We start from the raw sequence: 15,466 nt of genomic DNA on the forward strand, positions 1-15,466 counted from the left end.
ACAAGTCGGGATACTCGAACTGACGATAGATCTGAAAAAAGCCCCGAAGAATCGGGGCTTTTTTTATTCTAATTCATATTCCAATCGCACGGTGATGCGGGCGGTTTTGTTTTTGCTGTAGGTGTCGTTGATACCTCCGTAACTGTCTTCCTCGGTAGAACCTTGTCCGGTGATTTGAAACACGCCCATACTGGCATTTTTCAGCTTTCCGATTTTTCCGTTGGCGGTCTTAACGATTTTGGTGGCGCGTTCGTTTGCGTCTTGGGTTGCTTTTTCGATAAGGCTTTGTTTCAAACTGGGCAAAGCCGAATAGGTATACTGAATGGAATTGGAGGACAATTCGATACCGGAGTTTACCAATTCAGACGTTTTACTCGACACTTCCTCGATTCGTTTCATCAGACCGGGGTTTTTCTTGGCCGAAAAAGTAATGGTTTGTGTGGCTTCGTAACCGTCAAACACTTGCTCGTAACGGGTTCTGTTGTCGTTGCTTTCGCTGCGGATTTCACGGAATTTCTTTTGAAAATTGACAGCCCCAAAACTGAATTCATTGGCTTTGAATCCTTTTTTTAAAAAGAAATCGGTTACTGTTTTTTGGTCGGAAACAATTTTGTTGTAGGCCGCTTTAATATCCATATTGGTCGTGGTAAAACTTCCGGACCAGAGGATTTCATCTGAAACGAAATCTTTGGTTCCCAATCCGATGACAGAGATAGAATCGAGATTGGCGTTGCGGTTGCGGAAAGCACTTCCGAGAATCCAGGCGGTAATGATTACGGCCACACCGATAATGACTGATGATTTGATTTTTTCCATTGTTTTAGGTATAGTGTTAGTTTCAAAGGTATAACGAAAAAAACTTCGGTTTAGTATGACTAAAATAAAATATCTTGACGTCCTGTATAACTTCTTATTTTCTTCTTGAAGCAAAGAACCGCAACATCAAGTCTGAGGCTTCCTGAGCTAAAACTCCCCGCACCACCTCGGTCTTGGGATGCAGTTTCGTACCCATATTTTGATAGCCGCGCTGCTCGTCTGAAGCACCAAAAACCACTTTGGAAATCTGACTCCAATACAAGGCTCCGGCACACATTTGGCAGGGTTCTAACGTAACATAAAGTGTACAGCCTTTCAGGTATTTTCCGCCAATAAAATTAGCCGCCGAAGTAATAGCCTGCATTTCGGCATGAGCCGTAACATCATTGAGCATTTCAGTCAGATTGTGAGTGCGGGCAATGACTTTATTATCTATTACAATGACAGCGCCCACAGGAATTTCGCCTTTTTCAAAAGCCGCTTCGGCTTCCTGCAAAGCCTTTTTCATAAAATACTCGTCGGTGAAAGGGTTTTCCATAAAACAAAAATACGATTTCAATTCGTTACCTTTGTGGCATGTCAAAAAAATTGCTCGAACATATAGTAACGCCTACTGATTTACGAAAATTAAACGTGAGTCAATTGCCCGAATTAGCCCAAGAATTACGCGAATTCATCATTGATATTGTGTCGGTAAAAGAAGGCCATCTGGGCGCATCCCTGGGTGTGGTTGAACTGACTATAGCTTTGCACTATGTTTTTGACACGCCTAATGATTTATTGGTTTGGGATGTGGGCCATCAGGCTTACGGGCATAAAATTCTAACCGAAAGAAGAACTAAATTTCACACCAATCGTCAGTTGGGCGGCATTTCAGGTTTTCCAAAACGAAGCGAAAGTGTATACGATACATTTGGCGTTGGCCATTCTTCAACTGCAATTTCTGCTGCTTTGGGTATGGCGCTGGCTTCTCAATTAAAAGGCGAAAACAAACACCACATAGCCGTAGTGGGTGATGCCTCTATTGCTAGCGGAATGGCCTTTGAAGGACTCAACCATGCGGGAGTTACCGATGCTAATTTATTAGTTATTTTAAACGATAACGCCATTGGTATTGACCCTAGTGTTGGAGCTTTAAAAAATTATTTAACTGCGGTTAAAGAGGGTAAAAACCCTAAGCAGAACAATATGATTAAATCGCTGAATTTTAATTATTCAGGACCTATTGACGGTCATGATTTGCCGGGTTTAATCAAAGAATTAGAACGACTAAAGAACGTAAAAGGCCCTAAATTTTTACACCTCATAACTACTAAAGGCAAAGGACTGCAAAAAGCCGAAGAGGATCAGGTAAAGTACCACGCACCGGGAAAATTTGATGCCGTAACGGGCGAAATAATCAAGCAATCTACCGAAGACCTAGCTCCTAAATTCCAGGATGTATTTGGTTTAACACTGGTTGAATTAGCTAAAGAAAATCCAAAAATTATTGGTATTACTCCGGCTATGCCTTCAGGAAGTTCGATGAAATTCATGATGGAGGCTTTCCCGGAAAGAGCTTTTGATGTGGGGATAGCCGAGCAACATGCCGTAACGCTTTCGGCCGGAATGGCGACTCAGGGCATGGTTGTTTTCTGCAACATTTATTCAACTTTTTTACAAAGAGCCTATGACCAAGTCATACATGATGTAGCCCTGCAAAATCTACCGGTAATTTTTTGCTTAGACCGTGCCGGTTTGGTTGGTGAAGACGGAGCCACGCATCATGGCGTATTTGATTTGGCGTATTTGCGTTGTATTCCGAATATGATAATCTATGCTCCTAAAGACGAAACAGACCTGCAAAACATTCTTTACACCGCTTCATTGGGCTTAAAAAAACCTATTGCCATTCGATACCCGAGAGGGAGAGGTAAAAATGTGGATTGGAAATTACCTGTCAATTTCCAAAAAATAGAAATCGGGAAAGCTCAAAAACTCAGAAAAGGCAAAAAAATAGCCGTTTTATCAACCGGAACTATCGGTTATAATGTAACCATGGCACTCAACGAATTAGAGGATTCGGGGGCCTTTGCTCATTATCATTTTGGGTTTGTTAAACCGTTAGACGAAAAGAAACTGCACAAAATCTGCGACAAATTTGCTACCATCATAACCGTTGAAGATGGGGTAACTACCGGAGGTTTCGGAAGTGCAGTATTAGAATTTTCGGCCAAAAATGATTATGTGAACGAAATTTTCCTTTGCGGCGTGCCCGATTACTTTATAGAACATGGCACTGTTGACGAGCTACAACAATTCTGCAATATCGACATTGATGGCTTAAAATCGCTGTTCTCCGGCTTGTTAGGCGAAGAAGGGCATGATGAAGATTAAGATATAAAAAACAAACTGAATTAGGCTGTGACAATTTTGTTGAGTTGCACAGCTTTTCCGTCGGTCAACATCGATATAAAGTGGCAGATGTGGAGCAGCCTGTCGTATAGACTTTCTTTCTCTAAATGGTGTTTTTCGGGTAAAATTTTCAGCAATAACTTGTCGTAATTGGTAGTTTTACCTTCATGGTGGTTGTTATAAGCGGTGATGAATTTATCCAACAAATTGTTGATGATTTGATACCCCGAAAGTTCTTTTTCAATAACCTCGCGACTCTGATAAATGCTTTTTACGCTTAGTTTGATGATGTCATCCATTTGGGCTTTATACTTACTTTTATCGGTCAGGGCATAATGGAATTTCCCTTGTAAAATAGCTTCTTCATTTTCGATAAAAACCCTTACGGCATCATTAATCAAATTACCTATTGCCAAGGCGCGCAGGTAGCTGATGCGGTCTTCTTTGGTGGTGAGGGTTTGGTATTTTGACGTATCTATAGTGTCTTTGACCAATTTGATTAAATATTCTAAAGCAAAATCTTCCGAAACCAAGCCCAGATTAATCCCATCTTCAAAATCAATAATCGTATAGCAAATATCATCGGCGGCTTCGACTAAAAAGGCCAACGGATGACGCTCATATCCTATGTCATCGCCTGTTTTATTGGCAATCATCCCCAATTCTTCGGCTACTTCTTTGAAGAACTCTTTATCAGATTGGAAGAAACCATACTTCTTATCTGAGATATTTTTAGTGGGTTTCTTAGGCAAACTTTCTTTGGGATATTTGGTAAAAGCACCCAAAGTAGCGTACGATAAACGCAAACTGCCTTCAATACCCGGTCGGGAACTAGTCAGCACCGAAAAACCATTAGCATTTCCTTCAAAATCGACTAAATCCTGCCATTGTTTAGGGGTTAGTTGATCTTTATATTGTTGTCCTTTACCAATAGAAAAATATTCGCCTATGGCTTTTTCACCCGAGTGACCGAATGGCGGATTCCCAATATCATGAGCCAAAGCGGCCGCAGCCACTATAGCACCGAAATCGTTCATGTGATAGCCGTGTACTTCTTTTAAATGCGGGTATTTTTCGATGATTTTTTTCCCCACTAATCTTCCTATAGAACGGCCCACCACCGACACTTCCAAACTGTGGGTCAGACGGGTATGCACAAAATCGGTTTTAGATAAAGGAATCACCTGGGTTTTATCTTGTAAACTTCTGAAAGCCGAAGAAAAAATAATACGGTCGTAATCAACTTCAAAGCCTAATCGTGTATCGTCTTGTTCGATGCGCAGTCTTTTGCTGGTGTCGCCTTGACGTTTTAAAGATAAAAGTTGTTCCCAGGTCATAATCAGTATAGAATTAACCCTTCGACTTAGCCAAGGGTGATATTATTATTGTTTCAAAAATACATTTTAATTTAAACTTTTCTGCATGCAGATACTGCTTTCTACCCCAACATATTGCCCGTAATTGGGAATGGTTTCATAGCCCGATTTTTGATATAAAGCTATGGCGTTTTTCAACTGATTGGACGTTTCTAAAATACAAGTGGTAAACCCCGATTGTTTGGCCCAGTTTTCAAGCTCATGTAAAACAGATGTAGCAATTCCTTTTTCGCGATGCTCGGGCAATACAAACATTCTTTTAATTTCGGCAGTATGTCCTTCGAGTGGCTTAAAGGCTCCACAACCCAAGGCCGTTTCCCCCTCATAACATACAATCACATGTTCCAGATAAATTTGGTTGTATTGGGCAAAAAAATCTTTTTCATCACCGTCAATAACAACCAAATAATCATCAAACAAACGGGTAAGTCTTTGAAAATCGGGATTATCAGACGTTGTTCTTACAAGTTTTGTCATGATTATTCATTTTGACCGGATTGTTGCAAAGCATAAAAAAGTCTCTTTTTTTGGTCTAAAGCTTTTTTATCAACCACATACGTTTTTGAAATGCTGTCGTGCCAGCCTCTTGGCGGCATACCCAGCAAAGAAAACCCGTATAAAGGAATCAATCGGCAAATAGAGCGTAACATGATGGTTTGATAATCGGGCGTATTTCCGTTTTCATCCACCACGATAGTTTGGGTAAAAAATTTACCAATAGTGCGGGCAAAAGCAATCTCAAAAATATTATAATACAACAAAACTACGCAACTACTCAGTGTGTACTGTCCAACTGTATTGAGATTCACTATGTAATTCTGAATGGCTTTATTACTATTGGCCTCGGCAAAAGCCATGACAAAAACTAATATCACAAACAACAAAACAACCTGCATCAGCATGTCTATCAACCAATTAAAAATACGTTGAGCATGTGAAGCCAGAAGCTCTTCGGTAACTGTGAATGGTTTTTTCGACTCCATTTATTATTCCTTTTTATTGGCTAAAAAGAAGTTTCGGGATTTTTCCGGATACTGGTTGTAACTCTTATCGCTCGGATTAGCAATCACCGATTTGATGTTTATTTCGTCACCAACTTTGAAACCGGCTTCAGTATATTTATAATCCAACAGATATTTACCGCAAAAATAATTGCCGTTTTCGTCCTTTTCAATAATACCGGTATAGATTCCTTTTTCTTTCGCCATTGCTATCTTATTTTGATTTCAAAGGTAATTAAAACCAAACAGTCGCCAAACGAAGTACTTTATCTTTTAGCATTAAATTTGTCCTCTCTTTTTGCTTTCTTTATATTTGAGGCATATGATTATACTTTACCACAATAACAAATCGGTTACACAGGTTATTTCAACCGAAGGTCGTGCACTTTCATTTTCTGAAAAAAACAGCATAACCACCGAATTGTTAATACTTGCCGCAACATTTCCGGAAGAAAAAATAGTGTGGTGTCATTGCGCATTGGAATCCCAATTGAATGTCGATTTTATTCAAAAGAATGAAACTTACAACAACACCTTGTTTTCTTTTAATCCCTACCCGACTCCATATTTAACGGATGCTATAGGCTATGTAGAGAATAGTGTTTTCATCAACATCAACAAAGCCAATACCTATCCTACTTGGTTAATGTCGGGCTCTGCAGGCTATGCACATGCTTCTGTTTTTTTAAATGCCGACGATGCGGTCAGCACGGCAAACGATTTTGATTATTTTTTAAATTCTTTAGCCAAAAAACACATGCCTCTTGGGTTGTTTTGTTATTCTGAGCCCCGTTTGCTGAAAAGCACTTCTGCGTTTTCAGAAATAAAAGCCCGTAAAACTTCTCGCTTCACTCTTTTTAAATTTGTAAAAGAACACTACCGAACCCGTTGGGTTTTCCTATTATTGCTGGACTTTCTAATTTATGAAAAAAAAATCCCGCTGTTGCCCTTACTGTTTTCATTGTCTTATAAAAAGAAGTCGGTTGAAAGTTACAATCTGACTGAAGTTTCTCTACTGAAGCATTCAGGAATTACCGAAGAAGACACCATTGATGTTTTGATTCCTACCATTGGCAGAAAAAAATACCTTTATGATGTACTGCTCGATTTAAAAAAACAAAACATACTTCCTAAAAACGTCATCATCATCGAACAAAACGGAGATGTTACGGCTTCATCTGAGTTGGATTATCTCACAACTGAAGACTGGCCTTTTACTATACTACACACTTTCACCCATACCTTAGGCGCATGTAATGCCCGAAATCTTGCTTTAGAACAGTTGAAAAGTAAGTGGGTTTTCTTTGCCGATGACGATGTTCGGATAGACGCTGACTTTTTACACCAATGCTTGTTGAATTGTAAAAACTACGATAAAAAAGCCCTTACTCTTTCCTGCTTGCAAAAGGGAGAAAAATTTATCGAAACAAAACCGTTTCAATGGGTTAGTTTTGGCACCTGCAGCAGTTTTGTGGCCAGTGAAGTACTTGTAGATATCCGATTTTCCAAAAGCTTTGAATTTGGTTACGGAGAGGACAGTGATTTTGGAAAAAAAATACGCAATGCCGGAACAGATGTGGTGTTCTTTTCGAATCCGAAACTGTTGCACCTTAAAGCTCCTATGGGTGGCTTCAGAACCAAGTTTAAATTTGATTGGAGCGACGAAAAGTACCAACCCAAGCCATCACCAACGGTAATGCTGTATAAATTGACACACGAAACCACGGAAGAAATTAACGGCTACAAAACTTTACTGTTTTTAAAATCCTTTGGAAAACAAGGCATAAAAAATCCGTTTCGTTTTTATACCACTTTAAAAAAACAATGGAATACCAGTGTTTTTTGGGCTCAAAAGCTAAAAGAGAGGAATTAATAATCGTTAATAAAAAAAGCCATCAAATTGATGGCTTTTAAGTTAATATCATTTTAGAATTAAGATCCGCACATTTCGCAATCATCTCCACCGTTTCCGGCAGCGTTTCGGGCGCGTTCTATCATGGCAGCAAAATCTTCGGCCGTCATCTCTCCGTTTTCAACAGGAGCAACTACTTCTACCGCTGTGGCAGCCGGCTTTTCAGTTATTGCAGGCTCGGCTTTTTTGTCGTTGTTTAATGTAAATTTGATAGCGTCAACTGCTGCTTTGGTTCTAAGGTAGTACATACCGGTTTTCAAACCGCTCTTCCAAGCATAGAAATGCATTGAAGTCAATTTGGCGTAATTGGCATCCTGCATGAACAAGTTCAACGATTGCGACTGGTCAATAAAATATCCTCTGTGACGCGACATATCGATGATGTCTTTCATAGACATTTCCCATACTGTTTTGTATAGTTCTTTTAAATCAGCCGGGATTCTTTCAATATTTTGTACCGAACCGTTGTGACGCATGATTTCCTGCTTCAGGTCTTCGTTCCAAAGACCTCTTTCTACCAAATCATTTAACAAATGCTTGTTAACCACAATAAATTCACCCGATAACACACGACGCGTGTAAATATTGGAAGTATACGGTTCAAAAGCTTCGTTATTTCCTAAGATTTGCGAAGTAGAAGCCGTAGGCATTGGCGCTACCAGCAATGAGTTTCTAACCCCGTGTTTGACTACCTCTTTTCGTAATGAAGCCCAATCCCATCTTCCGGATAATTCTTCATCTTTAATATTCCAAAGGTTATGTTGGAATAAACCTTCTGATATTGGAGAACCTTTGAAAGTAGAGTATGGACCTTCTTCTTTTGCCATTTCCATAGAAGCGGTTACGGCTGCAAAGTATAAGGTTTCAAATATTTCCTGATTCAATTGTTTGGCTTCATCACTGGTAAACGGCATTCTCAACAAAATGAACGCATCTGCCAATCCTTGTACGCCCAGTCCTACCGGACGGTGACGCATATTGGAATTTTCAGCTTCTTTTACCGGATAGTAATTTCTGTCGATTACCTTATTCAGGTTTCGGGTTACTCGCTTGGTTACATTGAATAACAGTTCGTGGTTGAATTTTCCGTTTTCTACAAACATCGGCAACGAAATAGAAGCCAGGTTACATACCGCGATTTCATCCTCTGAAGTGTATTCCATGATTTCGGTACACAGGTTAGATGAGCGAATGGTTCCTAAATTCTTTTGGTTCGATTTTCGGTTTGCCGCGTCTTTGTACAACATGTATGGTGTTCCGGTTTCGATTTGCGACTCCAGGATTTTCTCCCAAAGCTCACGGGCTCTTACCGTTTTTCTTCCTTTCCCTTGCGCTTCATATGTCGTATACAATGTTTCAAATTCGTCTCCGTATACATCACACAAGCCCGGACATTCATTCGGACACATTAATGTCCAATTACCGTCTTCTTCCACGCGTTTCATGAATAAATCGGAAATCCACATAGCAAAGAACAAATCACGGGCACGCATTTCTTCTTTTCCGGTGTTCTTTTTCAAATCTAAAAATTCAAAAACATCGGCATGCCACGGTTCCAAATAGATGGCAAAACTTCCTTTGCGTTTTCCCCCGCCTTGGTCTACATAACGAGCTGTATCGTTGAATACGCGCAACATCGGAACAATTCCGTTTGAAGTTCCGTTAGTGCCTCTGATGTATGAACCGGTGGCTCTCACGTTGTGGATAGATAATCCAATTCCTCCGGCAGATTGCGAAATTTTGGCGGTATTTTTCAACGTATCGTAAATCCCGTCAATGCTGTCGTCTTTCATGGTCAATAAGAAGCATGAAGACATTTGCGGTTTTGGTGTTCCGGCATTGAAAAGTGTTGGCGTGGCGTGAGTGAAGAATTTCTTTGACATCAATTCATAAGTTTCAATCACAGCATCCAAATCGTTTAAATGAATTCCGACAGCTACACGCATTAACATGTGTTGCGGACGCTCAACAATTTTGCCGTTAATTTTCAATAAATACGAACGCTCTAGCGTTTTAAAACCGAAATAGTCGTAATTGAAATCGCGGTTGTATATGATATGTGAGTTTAAAAACTCAGCATTTTTCTGGATTACCTCGTGTACTTCTTCCGATATCAGGGGAGCCGCCTGATTGGTTCGCGGATTAACATAATGGTACATTTCATTCATCGTTTCAGAGAATGATTTGTTGGTGTTTTTATGCAAGTTGGAAACCGCAATACGTGCCGCTAATTGAGCATAGTCAGGATGGGTTACAGTCATCGCCGCGGCTGTTTCGGCGGCTAAATTGTCTAATTCTGAAGTGGTAACGCCATCGTACAATCCTTCAATTACTTTCATGGCTACTTTTACCGCATCGACCAATTCATTCAAACCATAGCATAGTTTTTTAATCCTATCTGTGATTTTGTCAAACATTACCGGTTCCTTGTGACCGTCTCTTTTTACTACGTACATACTGTTTGGTTTTGTGAAATAGAAAATCCCTTCTCTAATTCGAGTTACTTGTTTTGTTTTGTTAATCCCTTAACTCCAATGAGATTTTCACCCAATGGAAATTCAAAAAAAATTTGAAATTGTATGTCTAAAAATCAGCGTCGAAACTGATTTTCTGATCTTCTGTGTCTTTTGACATGACTCCGGCCTTTTGGTATTCGGCTACGCGCTTTTCGAAGAAATTAGTTTTTCCTTGTAGCGAAATCATATCCATGAAATCAAACGGATTGGTAGAGTTATACACGCGTTTGCAACCCAATTCTACCAATAGTCTATCGGCCACAAATTCTAAATATTGCGTCATCAAAGTAGCGTTCATTCCAATCAAACTCACTGGAAGCGACTCGGTGATGAACTCTCTTTCAATATTTAACGCATCTGTTATAATCTCAGTAATTCTAGTTTTAGACACTTTGTGCACCAAATGATGGTTGTGCAGGTGTACCGCAAAATCGCAGTGAACACCTTCATCTCTAGAAATCAATTCGTTAGAAAAAGTCAGACCCGGCATTAATCCGCGTTTTTTCAACCAGTAAATTGAGCAAAAAGCACCTGAGAAGAAAATTCCTTCTACGGCAGCAAAGGCAATTAATCGTTCTGCAAATGATTCTGATTTAATCCAGCGCAAAGCCCAATCAGCTTTTTTCTTGATGGCCGGAAACACTTCTATAGCGTGGAATAATTCGTTTTTCTCGGCTTCATCTTTAACGTAGGTATCAATCAACAACGAATACGTTTCACTGTGAATGTTTTCCATCATAATTTGGAATCCATAGAAAAATTTAGCTTCCGGATATTGTACTTCATTCACAAAGTTTTCGGCCAAATTTTCATTCACAATTCCGTCTGAAGCTGCGAAGAAAGCCAAAATGTGCTTGATGAAGTATTTTTCGTCGTTGTTCAACTTGTTATTCCAGTCTGATAAATCCTGATGTAAATCTATTTCTTCAGCAGTCCAGAAACTGGCTTCCATTTTTTTATACCACTCCCAAATATCTTGGTGTTTGATAGGAAAAATCACGAAGCGATCTTTGTTTTCTTTTAAAATGGGTTCGATAGTAGCCATGTTGAATTTATTTTGAATTTTAAGACGATTTTTACTGAAATCTGTGTGATACAAAGATTGGCAAACCAAACGTAAAATGAAAGTCAAACTTATTCACAATCGGCTCTAGTTTTTAACAAATGAACAGATTTGAACAAGGTTTTTGATATTTTATATTTTGATGATTATCAGTATTTTACAAAAATCAAAAATCAAAAAAAGCCCTAAAACAAAGGAAGTTAGGAAATTACTTTCGGCAAAATTTTAACATTTACAATCTTCTGAAAATCGAATTTTTGAAGCTAAAAAAAGAGCGGTTTTCTATTGAAAAAACCGCTCTTTGAAAAAGTGTACTTTTATTTCTTATTTGTCATCCGAAATATAGGTTTTATTACCATTAGAGTTAATATAGTACCTTCCTCCTCTTGGCCCAGTATACACTTTTTTACCTTTATATTCTCCGGTTACTTTATCCGGAGTTCTTGGTGCTTTTTCGTTGGAAATTCTTTCTTTAGCCTCCTTTTTTGCTTTGGCTTCTGTTTTGTTGGCAGCTGCTTTGGCTTTTCCTTCAGCTGATTTAAGTTCGCCCCTGTCTGAGGCATTGTTGTCTTTGACTGCATTTTTAAAACGCTTGTCTGGCGTACCGTCTTTTTTCATCGGAACCTTTGCATCGGCATCTTTGAAACGTTTATCAGGGGTTCCGTCTTTTTTAAGTTTGGTAGCCTTTTCTTTGGCTTCAACAGTTTCTTTCTTTGCTTTTTTCTCCGTTTTTTCTTTTTGTTCTTTGGCTTCTTTAGCTACTTTTTCTTTCTTTTCTTTAGCGGCTTTTTCCGTTTTGGCTTTGGCTTTTTCAGCTTTTGTTTCCTGAGCGTTGGTATTGGCTACAAAAACAAAAAGGAAACACAATAAAATTAGTTTTTTCATGGTGGTCAATTTAAGTGTTAAGTAGATTAAAAGTACGGAAAAAATAAATATAACGATGTTGAAAACAATTAAAAATATGCTCTCAACTGTACATTTCCGGTATGAATGGTCTGACTGGTTTCGGTTTTTCTGCCTTGGTAATTGAGATTGATATCTAAAAATTCTGTCAGATTCTTTTGTATCAACAGACGCCAAGTCATATTTTTTCCGGGCTGCAACCCTTCGAGCATTTGAAAAGCTACCGGAGATTGGGCATCGCCGACGAATTTATTTTGATAAAGGGAAAATTCGCCGTTCATGGTGAGTTTCTTCTCGCTGGCAAAGGAAAACGAGGTTCCGAATCGATTTTGCTTTAATTTTTCCGAATCGCCCAATTCGTTTTTCTTGTCTTGGTATTCATAAAAAATATCCCAACTGGCATTTTTATTAAATAAATAAGAAATCTTTGGATTGATTTGATAAGCATTGACTTCAAAATTTTTTCCGGCATAATTTTCCGCATACAACGAAGTAAAAACTGTTTTGGAAGCTAACGAGAACAGCCACGTTTTTTGAACCAAATGTGTATACTGCAATTGATGCGAATTGTTTTTACTTTCCTGAGAACCGATAGAAAGTAAACTTTTTACCTTGTTTTGGGTAAAAGTATAAGTCACTGAATGCCTTTGTTTTCCGCGATTATAAAACAAACTGTTCCTGAAACTGGTGTTTAATCCCAACAAATCTGTATCGGAAGTTGAAAACGGATTTAAGTCAAAATTATCGCCGTTACGCTGAATTTTACGTTCAATCAAATAAGAGGTTTGATTGTAAAAATGAGACAGTACTTTCCTAAACCCCGCTTCATTTTGCCACTGAGCCGGATTCAGTGTAAGCGATTGGGAAAACTTATTTTGGTGCGTTTTCACGAAAACCTGATTCGGTAAAAACACACGTACATACTTGGCTTGGTCAGGGAAAGGTGCTACTTCAAATTCCTGTAACTCCTGAATCCCATTGTTGTTGTAGTCATTCCAAGTATAAACTCCTTGACCGGGCTGCACTTCTAAATAGGTAAATTCCTGTTGAGCAATCCTACCCGAGGTGGTTTCATAAGCCGTAGTAACCTGTACCAGTTGTTTAAAATACTGGTCGTTGTACAACAAACGCGAATTGAGTGAAGGCTCATTGGGCCGGGCTTCGTCAACATACTTCAGATTGCGGTAATTGACAAATAACGACAAATTGCTTTTATCGGTTTGAATTAATTTAGATTTCAAATAATAGGATTGTGAGGTGTTGACTTTCTTCAAAATTCCGTTTTGCAAACTATCATTCACGCGTTGCAAATACCCCAATTCTACAAAAACTTTGGTACTGTCACCCCTTCCGACAAAAGCCCCGTATTCCGTAAAACGTTGGCTCAGGGCTGATAACTGTTGGGTAGTCACCAATTTTTCTTTGTTGTTTTCCATGCGTAAACTACCGCCAATCCAATTCTTTTTAAAATGATATCTCGCCTGCGATTGATTGCGGATGAATGTTGAAGCGGCATAATCGCCATCGCTTTTCAAATAGCTACCGTTTTCCTGAATATTCCAATTGTTGAGTTTGAATAAAGCCGTTACCAAATGACGATTTCCTGAAAAACTCTTGGAAAAATCGAGCTTTTCAAACTGATAAGTCAATTTTCCTTTTTCGGGCAAAACAAAATCCAATCCGTTTACAATCAAACTCTGATTGCCTTGAAATGTGGTTAAATTCCAATCGCGATTGAACTCTATGTTGAACAACCGTTCGATAGTTTTGAAGTTTTGTTGCACATACTGGTAATTCCCAAAAGCATCAACCTGCCATTTTTTGGTAAAAAGTCTTTGCTTAAAATTAAGCTTTCCGGCTATACCTTTGTTGTCGTTATCGTCAATGGGCGAAAATAAATTCAAATCGTTATTACTTAGACCCATTTCAAAGTCAATATTTGTTTTCTCGCTCGGATTGTATTTGCCCAAAACCGTTGCAATTTGAATTTTGGTTGGGGCCACAAGACGTGTAATCGGTTCGTAATTGCGGTTTGGGACGGTGCTGGACAAACCTACATATTGATAAATTTTACCGTTGGCATTGGAGTTGGTTAAAATATAACTTCCCTGATTGAGACCAACAAAAGTAAATTTAACGTTATACAATTCATCATTGGGATTGTTGGAATATTCATAAACATCTACACCATTGACTATGGTTTTTTTGTATAAAACTTTATTTTCAGAATAAGTGTCTAAATACGCAGAAGGAGCATTCATCAAACTGACATTGTCACCTGCATTTGCCAAAATTGCCACCTGTTCCGGTGACAGGTTTTGCTGTAAAGGCTGATTTTTGACATCGTTTTCAGAATACAGATAGCCGCCCAAACTCCATGTTTTGGCTTCGTGATTCGCCCCGGCGTAGGTTACAAAACGCGTATAGCTTCTGTCGGAATATTGGTATTCGACCACAATTCGCATTTCGGAAGTAATGGGAAAAAGTGAAGTAAAGGTAATTTCTCCGGCATTATAATCGATGACATAGTCATTGTTTTCGCCGCGCTGGCGTAAAATTCCGTTAACGTACACCCGTTCCGATCCTGAAACCACCAGCACATACAATTCGCCGTTATTTCCTTTTAATTTATAAGGCCCTTGATTCCCTTCCTGACCGGTAAACGAACTTTTGGCGTATTGTCCGCGAACCAGAGCGCCGGCTGCAAAAATATCGGTTTTGTTTTCTTCTCCTCCAAAAGTAAAATGCGTGGATAGTCCTTGTACTTTTTTGTTGAAATTCAAAAAACGGGATTGTCGGTTTTCGAGAAATAAATCACCGGCACGAATGTTCCATTTATCGGTAAACAACTCAATGAAAATTTGGTCAAATTCATCCAACTTTTGCGAATAGCCTCCTTCCTGCAGCGGAATATTGGAATCCTGAATGGATGCGCGAAGCGAAACTTTATCGGATATTTTTCCGGTGATTTGCAGGTCTAAATTTGATGTCACCGAAGCATTTTGATTGTTGCCGATGGTCACCCCGCGAGTGATACTTCCCGAAGTATTCAACCCTTCAAAAGGCACAAACTTTTTTACGGAACGATTCACTTTATAAAGGTTCCCGGCTTCGTTGGAAACTACTTTATCCTGATCGTAAATACTGTAAGTCTTGGTCAGATGTTCCGGATAATTGAAATAACGAACCGTTATACTGTCATTCGAAGTAAACCCATTTTTAAAAATCAGTTTTCCTTTTTTGAAATCAACCTTATAAAAAGCAGTATCTATAACGGTGCCGTCCGGATTTTGTAATTTAAAAAAACTCGGGCTGATGCTCACTTGCTCCAACGCAATCGTATCAACAGAAACAGCTATTTTTTTGGTTTGATACAGCGATTTGATTTCCTGTGCCGAGAGCGAGGAAAAACCCAGTAACACCAACCATAAAAGCCATTTTTTCAGCATACATAGTATAAACGCAAAAAAGCTGTTTTGTGTATA

At 39.0% G+C, this 15,466-nt stretch carries 12 protein-coding genes; 2 read left to right on the forward strand and 10 right to left on the reverse strand.

The annotated features are described in order from the left end of the window. Positions 1 to 63 precede the first annotated feature (63 nt). Positions 64 to 816 carry an SIMPL domain-containing protein gene (locus EZL74_RS00495; RefSeq protein WP_131474626.1) on the reverse strand — a complete coding sequence of 251 codons (753 nt, stop codon included), beginning with the start codon at positions 814 to 816 and terminating at the stop codon, positions 64 to 66. Between the two features lie 94 nt (positions 817 to 910). Then, positions 911 to 1,354: a nucleoside deaminase gene (locus EZL74_RS00500; RefSeq protein ID WP_131474627.1), complete on the reverse strand. Its 444-nt coding sequence runs from the start codon at positions 1,352 to 1,354 to the stop codon at positions 911 to 913. A gap of 38 nt (positions 1,355 to 1,392) precedes the next feature. On the opposite strand from EZL74_RS00500, the gene EZL74_RS00505 reads away from it, so the two are divergent. Then, a complete protein-coding gene (locus EZL74_RS00505) occupies positions 1,393 to 3,192 on the forward strand; it encodes a 1-deoxy-D-xylulose-5-phosphate synthase (protein ID WP_131474628.1) in 1,800 nt (599 codons plus the stop codon). Positions 3,193 to 3,212: 20 nt separating this feature from the next. Here EZL74_RS00505 and EZL74_RS00510 read toward each other — a convergent pair whose 3' ends face one another. From EZL74_RS00510 to EZL74_RS00525, 4 genes are all read right to left on the reverse strand, one after another. Next, a complete protein-coding gene (locus EZL74_RS00510; RefSeq protein WP_131474629.1) occupies positions 3,213 to 4,547 on the reverse strand; it encodes a deoxyguanosinetriphosphate triphosphohydrolase in 1,335 nt (444 codons plus the stop codon). Between the two features lie 66 nt (positions 4,548 to 4,613). Beyond that, positions 4,614 to 5,063: a GNAT family N-acetyltransferase gene (locus tag EZL74_RS00515; RefSeq protein ID WP_131474630.1), complete on the reverse strand. Its 450-nt coding sequence runs from the start codon at positions 5,061 to 5,063 to the stop codon at positions 4,614 to 4,616. A 2-nt stretch (positions 5,064 to 5,065) separates the two neighbouring features. Continuing rightward, complete coding sequence (locus EZL74_RS00520; RefSeq protein ID WP_131474631.1) at positions 5,066 to 5,569, reverse strand: RDD family protein; 504 nt, start codon at positions 5,567 to 5,569, stop codon at positions 5,066 to 5,068. A gap of 3 nt (positions 5,570 to 5,572) precedes the next feature. Further along, positions 5,573 to 5,794 (reverse strand): hypothetical protein, encoded by a 222-nt coding sequence (locus EZL74_RS00525; protein WP_131474632.1) that lies wholly within the window; start codon positions 5,792 to 5,794, stop codon positions 5,573 to 5,575. A gap of 115 nt (positions 5,795 to 5,909) precedes the next feature. Here EZL74_RS00525 and EZL74_RS00530 point away from each other — a divergent pair, with 115 nt between their 5' ends. Beyond that, positions 5,910 to 7,460 (forward strand): glycosyltransferase family 2 protein, encoded by a 1,551-nt coding sequence (locus EZL74_RS00530; RefSeq protein ID WP_131474633.1) that lies wholly within the window; start codon positions 5,910 to 5,912, stop codon positions 7,458 to 7,460. 59 nt (positions 7,461 to 7,519) lie between these two features. Here the strand turns inward: EZL74_RS00530 and EZL74_RS00535 are convergent, their stop codons facing one another. From EZL74_RS00535 to EZL74_RS00550, 4 genes are all read right to left on the reverse strand, one after another. Next, positions 7,520 to 9,955 (reverse strand): ribonucleoside-diphosphate reductase subunit alpha, encoded by a 2,436-nt coding sequence (locus tag EZL74_RS00535; protein WP_131474634.1) that lies wholly within the window; start codon positions 9,953 to 9,955, stop codon positions 7,520 to 7,522. Positions 9,956 to 10,082: 127 nt separating this feature from the next. Further along, positions 10,083 to 11,060, reverse strand: coding sequence for a ribonucleotide-diphosphate reductase subunit beta (locus EZL74_RS00540; RefSeq protein ID WP_131474635.1), 978 nt, complete (start codon positions 11,058 to 11,060; stop codon positions 10,083 to 10,085). 342 nt (positions 11,061 to 11,402) lie between these two features. Further along, positions 11,403 to 11,963 (reverse strand): hypothetical protein, encoded by a 561-nt coding sequence (locus EZL74_RS00545; protein WP_131474636.1) that lies wholly within the window; start codon positions 11,961 to 11,963, stop codon positions 11,403 to 11,405. Positions 11,964 to 12,031: 68 nt separating this feature from the next. Beyond that, on the reverse strand, positions 12,032 to 15,430 hold the full coding sequence (locus EZL74_RS00550) for a hypothetical protein (RefSeq protein WP_131474637.1): 3,399 nt from the start codon (positions 15,428 to 15,430) through the stop codon (positions 12,032 to 12,034). Between the last annotated feature and the right edge of the window lie 36 nt (positions 15,431 to 15,466).

The sequence above is a fragment of the Flavobacterium silvisoli genome (assembly GCF_004329815.1).
Classification (GTDB): Bacteria; Bacteroidota; Bacteroidia; order Flavobacteriales; family Flavobacteriaceae; genus Flavobacterium; species Flavobacterium silvisoli.

Excerpts from the sequence above, each read along its gene's own strand:
- EZL74_RS00520 (WP_131474631.1), bottom strand. The coding sequence starts at position 5,569 with ATGGAGTCGAAAAAACCATTCACAGTTACCGAAGAGCTTCTGGCTTCA.
- EZL74_RS00510 (WP_131474629.1), bottom strand. The coding sequence starts at position 4,547 with ATGACCTGGGAACAACTTTTATCTTTAAAACGTCAAGGCGACACCAGC.
- EZL74_RS00505 (WP_131474628.1), top strand. The coding sequence starts at position 1,393 with ATGTCAAAAAAATTGCTCGAACATATAGTAACGCCTACTGATTTACGA.
- EZL74_RS00535 (WP_131474634.1), bottom strand. The coding sequence starts at position 9,955 with ATGTACGTAGTAAAAAGAGACGGTCACAAGGAACCGGTAATGTTTGAC.
- EZL74_RS00515 (WP_131474630.1), bottom strand. The coding sequence starts at position 5,063 with ATGACAAAACTTGTAAGAACAACGTCTGATAATCCCGATTTTCAAAGA.
- EZL74_RS00540 (WP_131474635.1), bottom strand. The coding sequence starts at position 11,060 with ATGGCTACTATCGAACCCATTTTAAAAGAAAACAAAGATCGCTTCGTG.
- EZL74_RS00500 (WP_131474627.1), bottom strand. The coding sequence starts at position 1,354 with ATGGAAAACCCTTTCACCGACGAGTATTTTATGAAAAAGGCTTTGCAG.
- EZL74_RS00550 (WP_131474637.1), bottom strand. The coding sequence starts at position 15,430 with ATGCTGAAAAAATGGCTTTTATGGTTGGTGTTACTGGGTTTTTCCTCG.
- EZL74_RS00545 (WP_131474636.1), bottom strand. The coding sequence starts at position 11,963 with ATGAAAAAACTAATTTTATTGTGTTTCCTTTTTGTTTTTGTAGCCAAT.
- EZL74_RS00530 (WP_131474633.1), top strand. The coding sequence starts at position 5,910 with ATGATTATACTTTACCACAATAACAAATCGGTTACACAGGTTATTTCA.
- EZL74_RS00495 (WP_131474626.1), bottom strand. The coding sequence starts at position 816 with ATGGAAAAAATCAAATCATCAGTCATTATCGGTGTGGCCGTAATCATT.
- EZL74_RS00525 (WP_131474632.1), bottom strand. The coding sequence starts at position 5,794 with ATGGCGAAAGAAAAAGGAATCTATACCGGTATTATTGAAAAGGACGAA.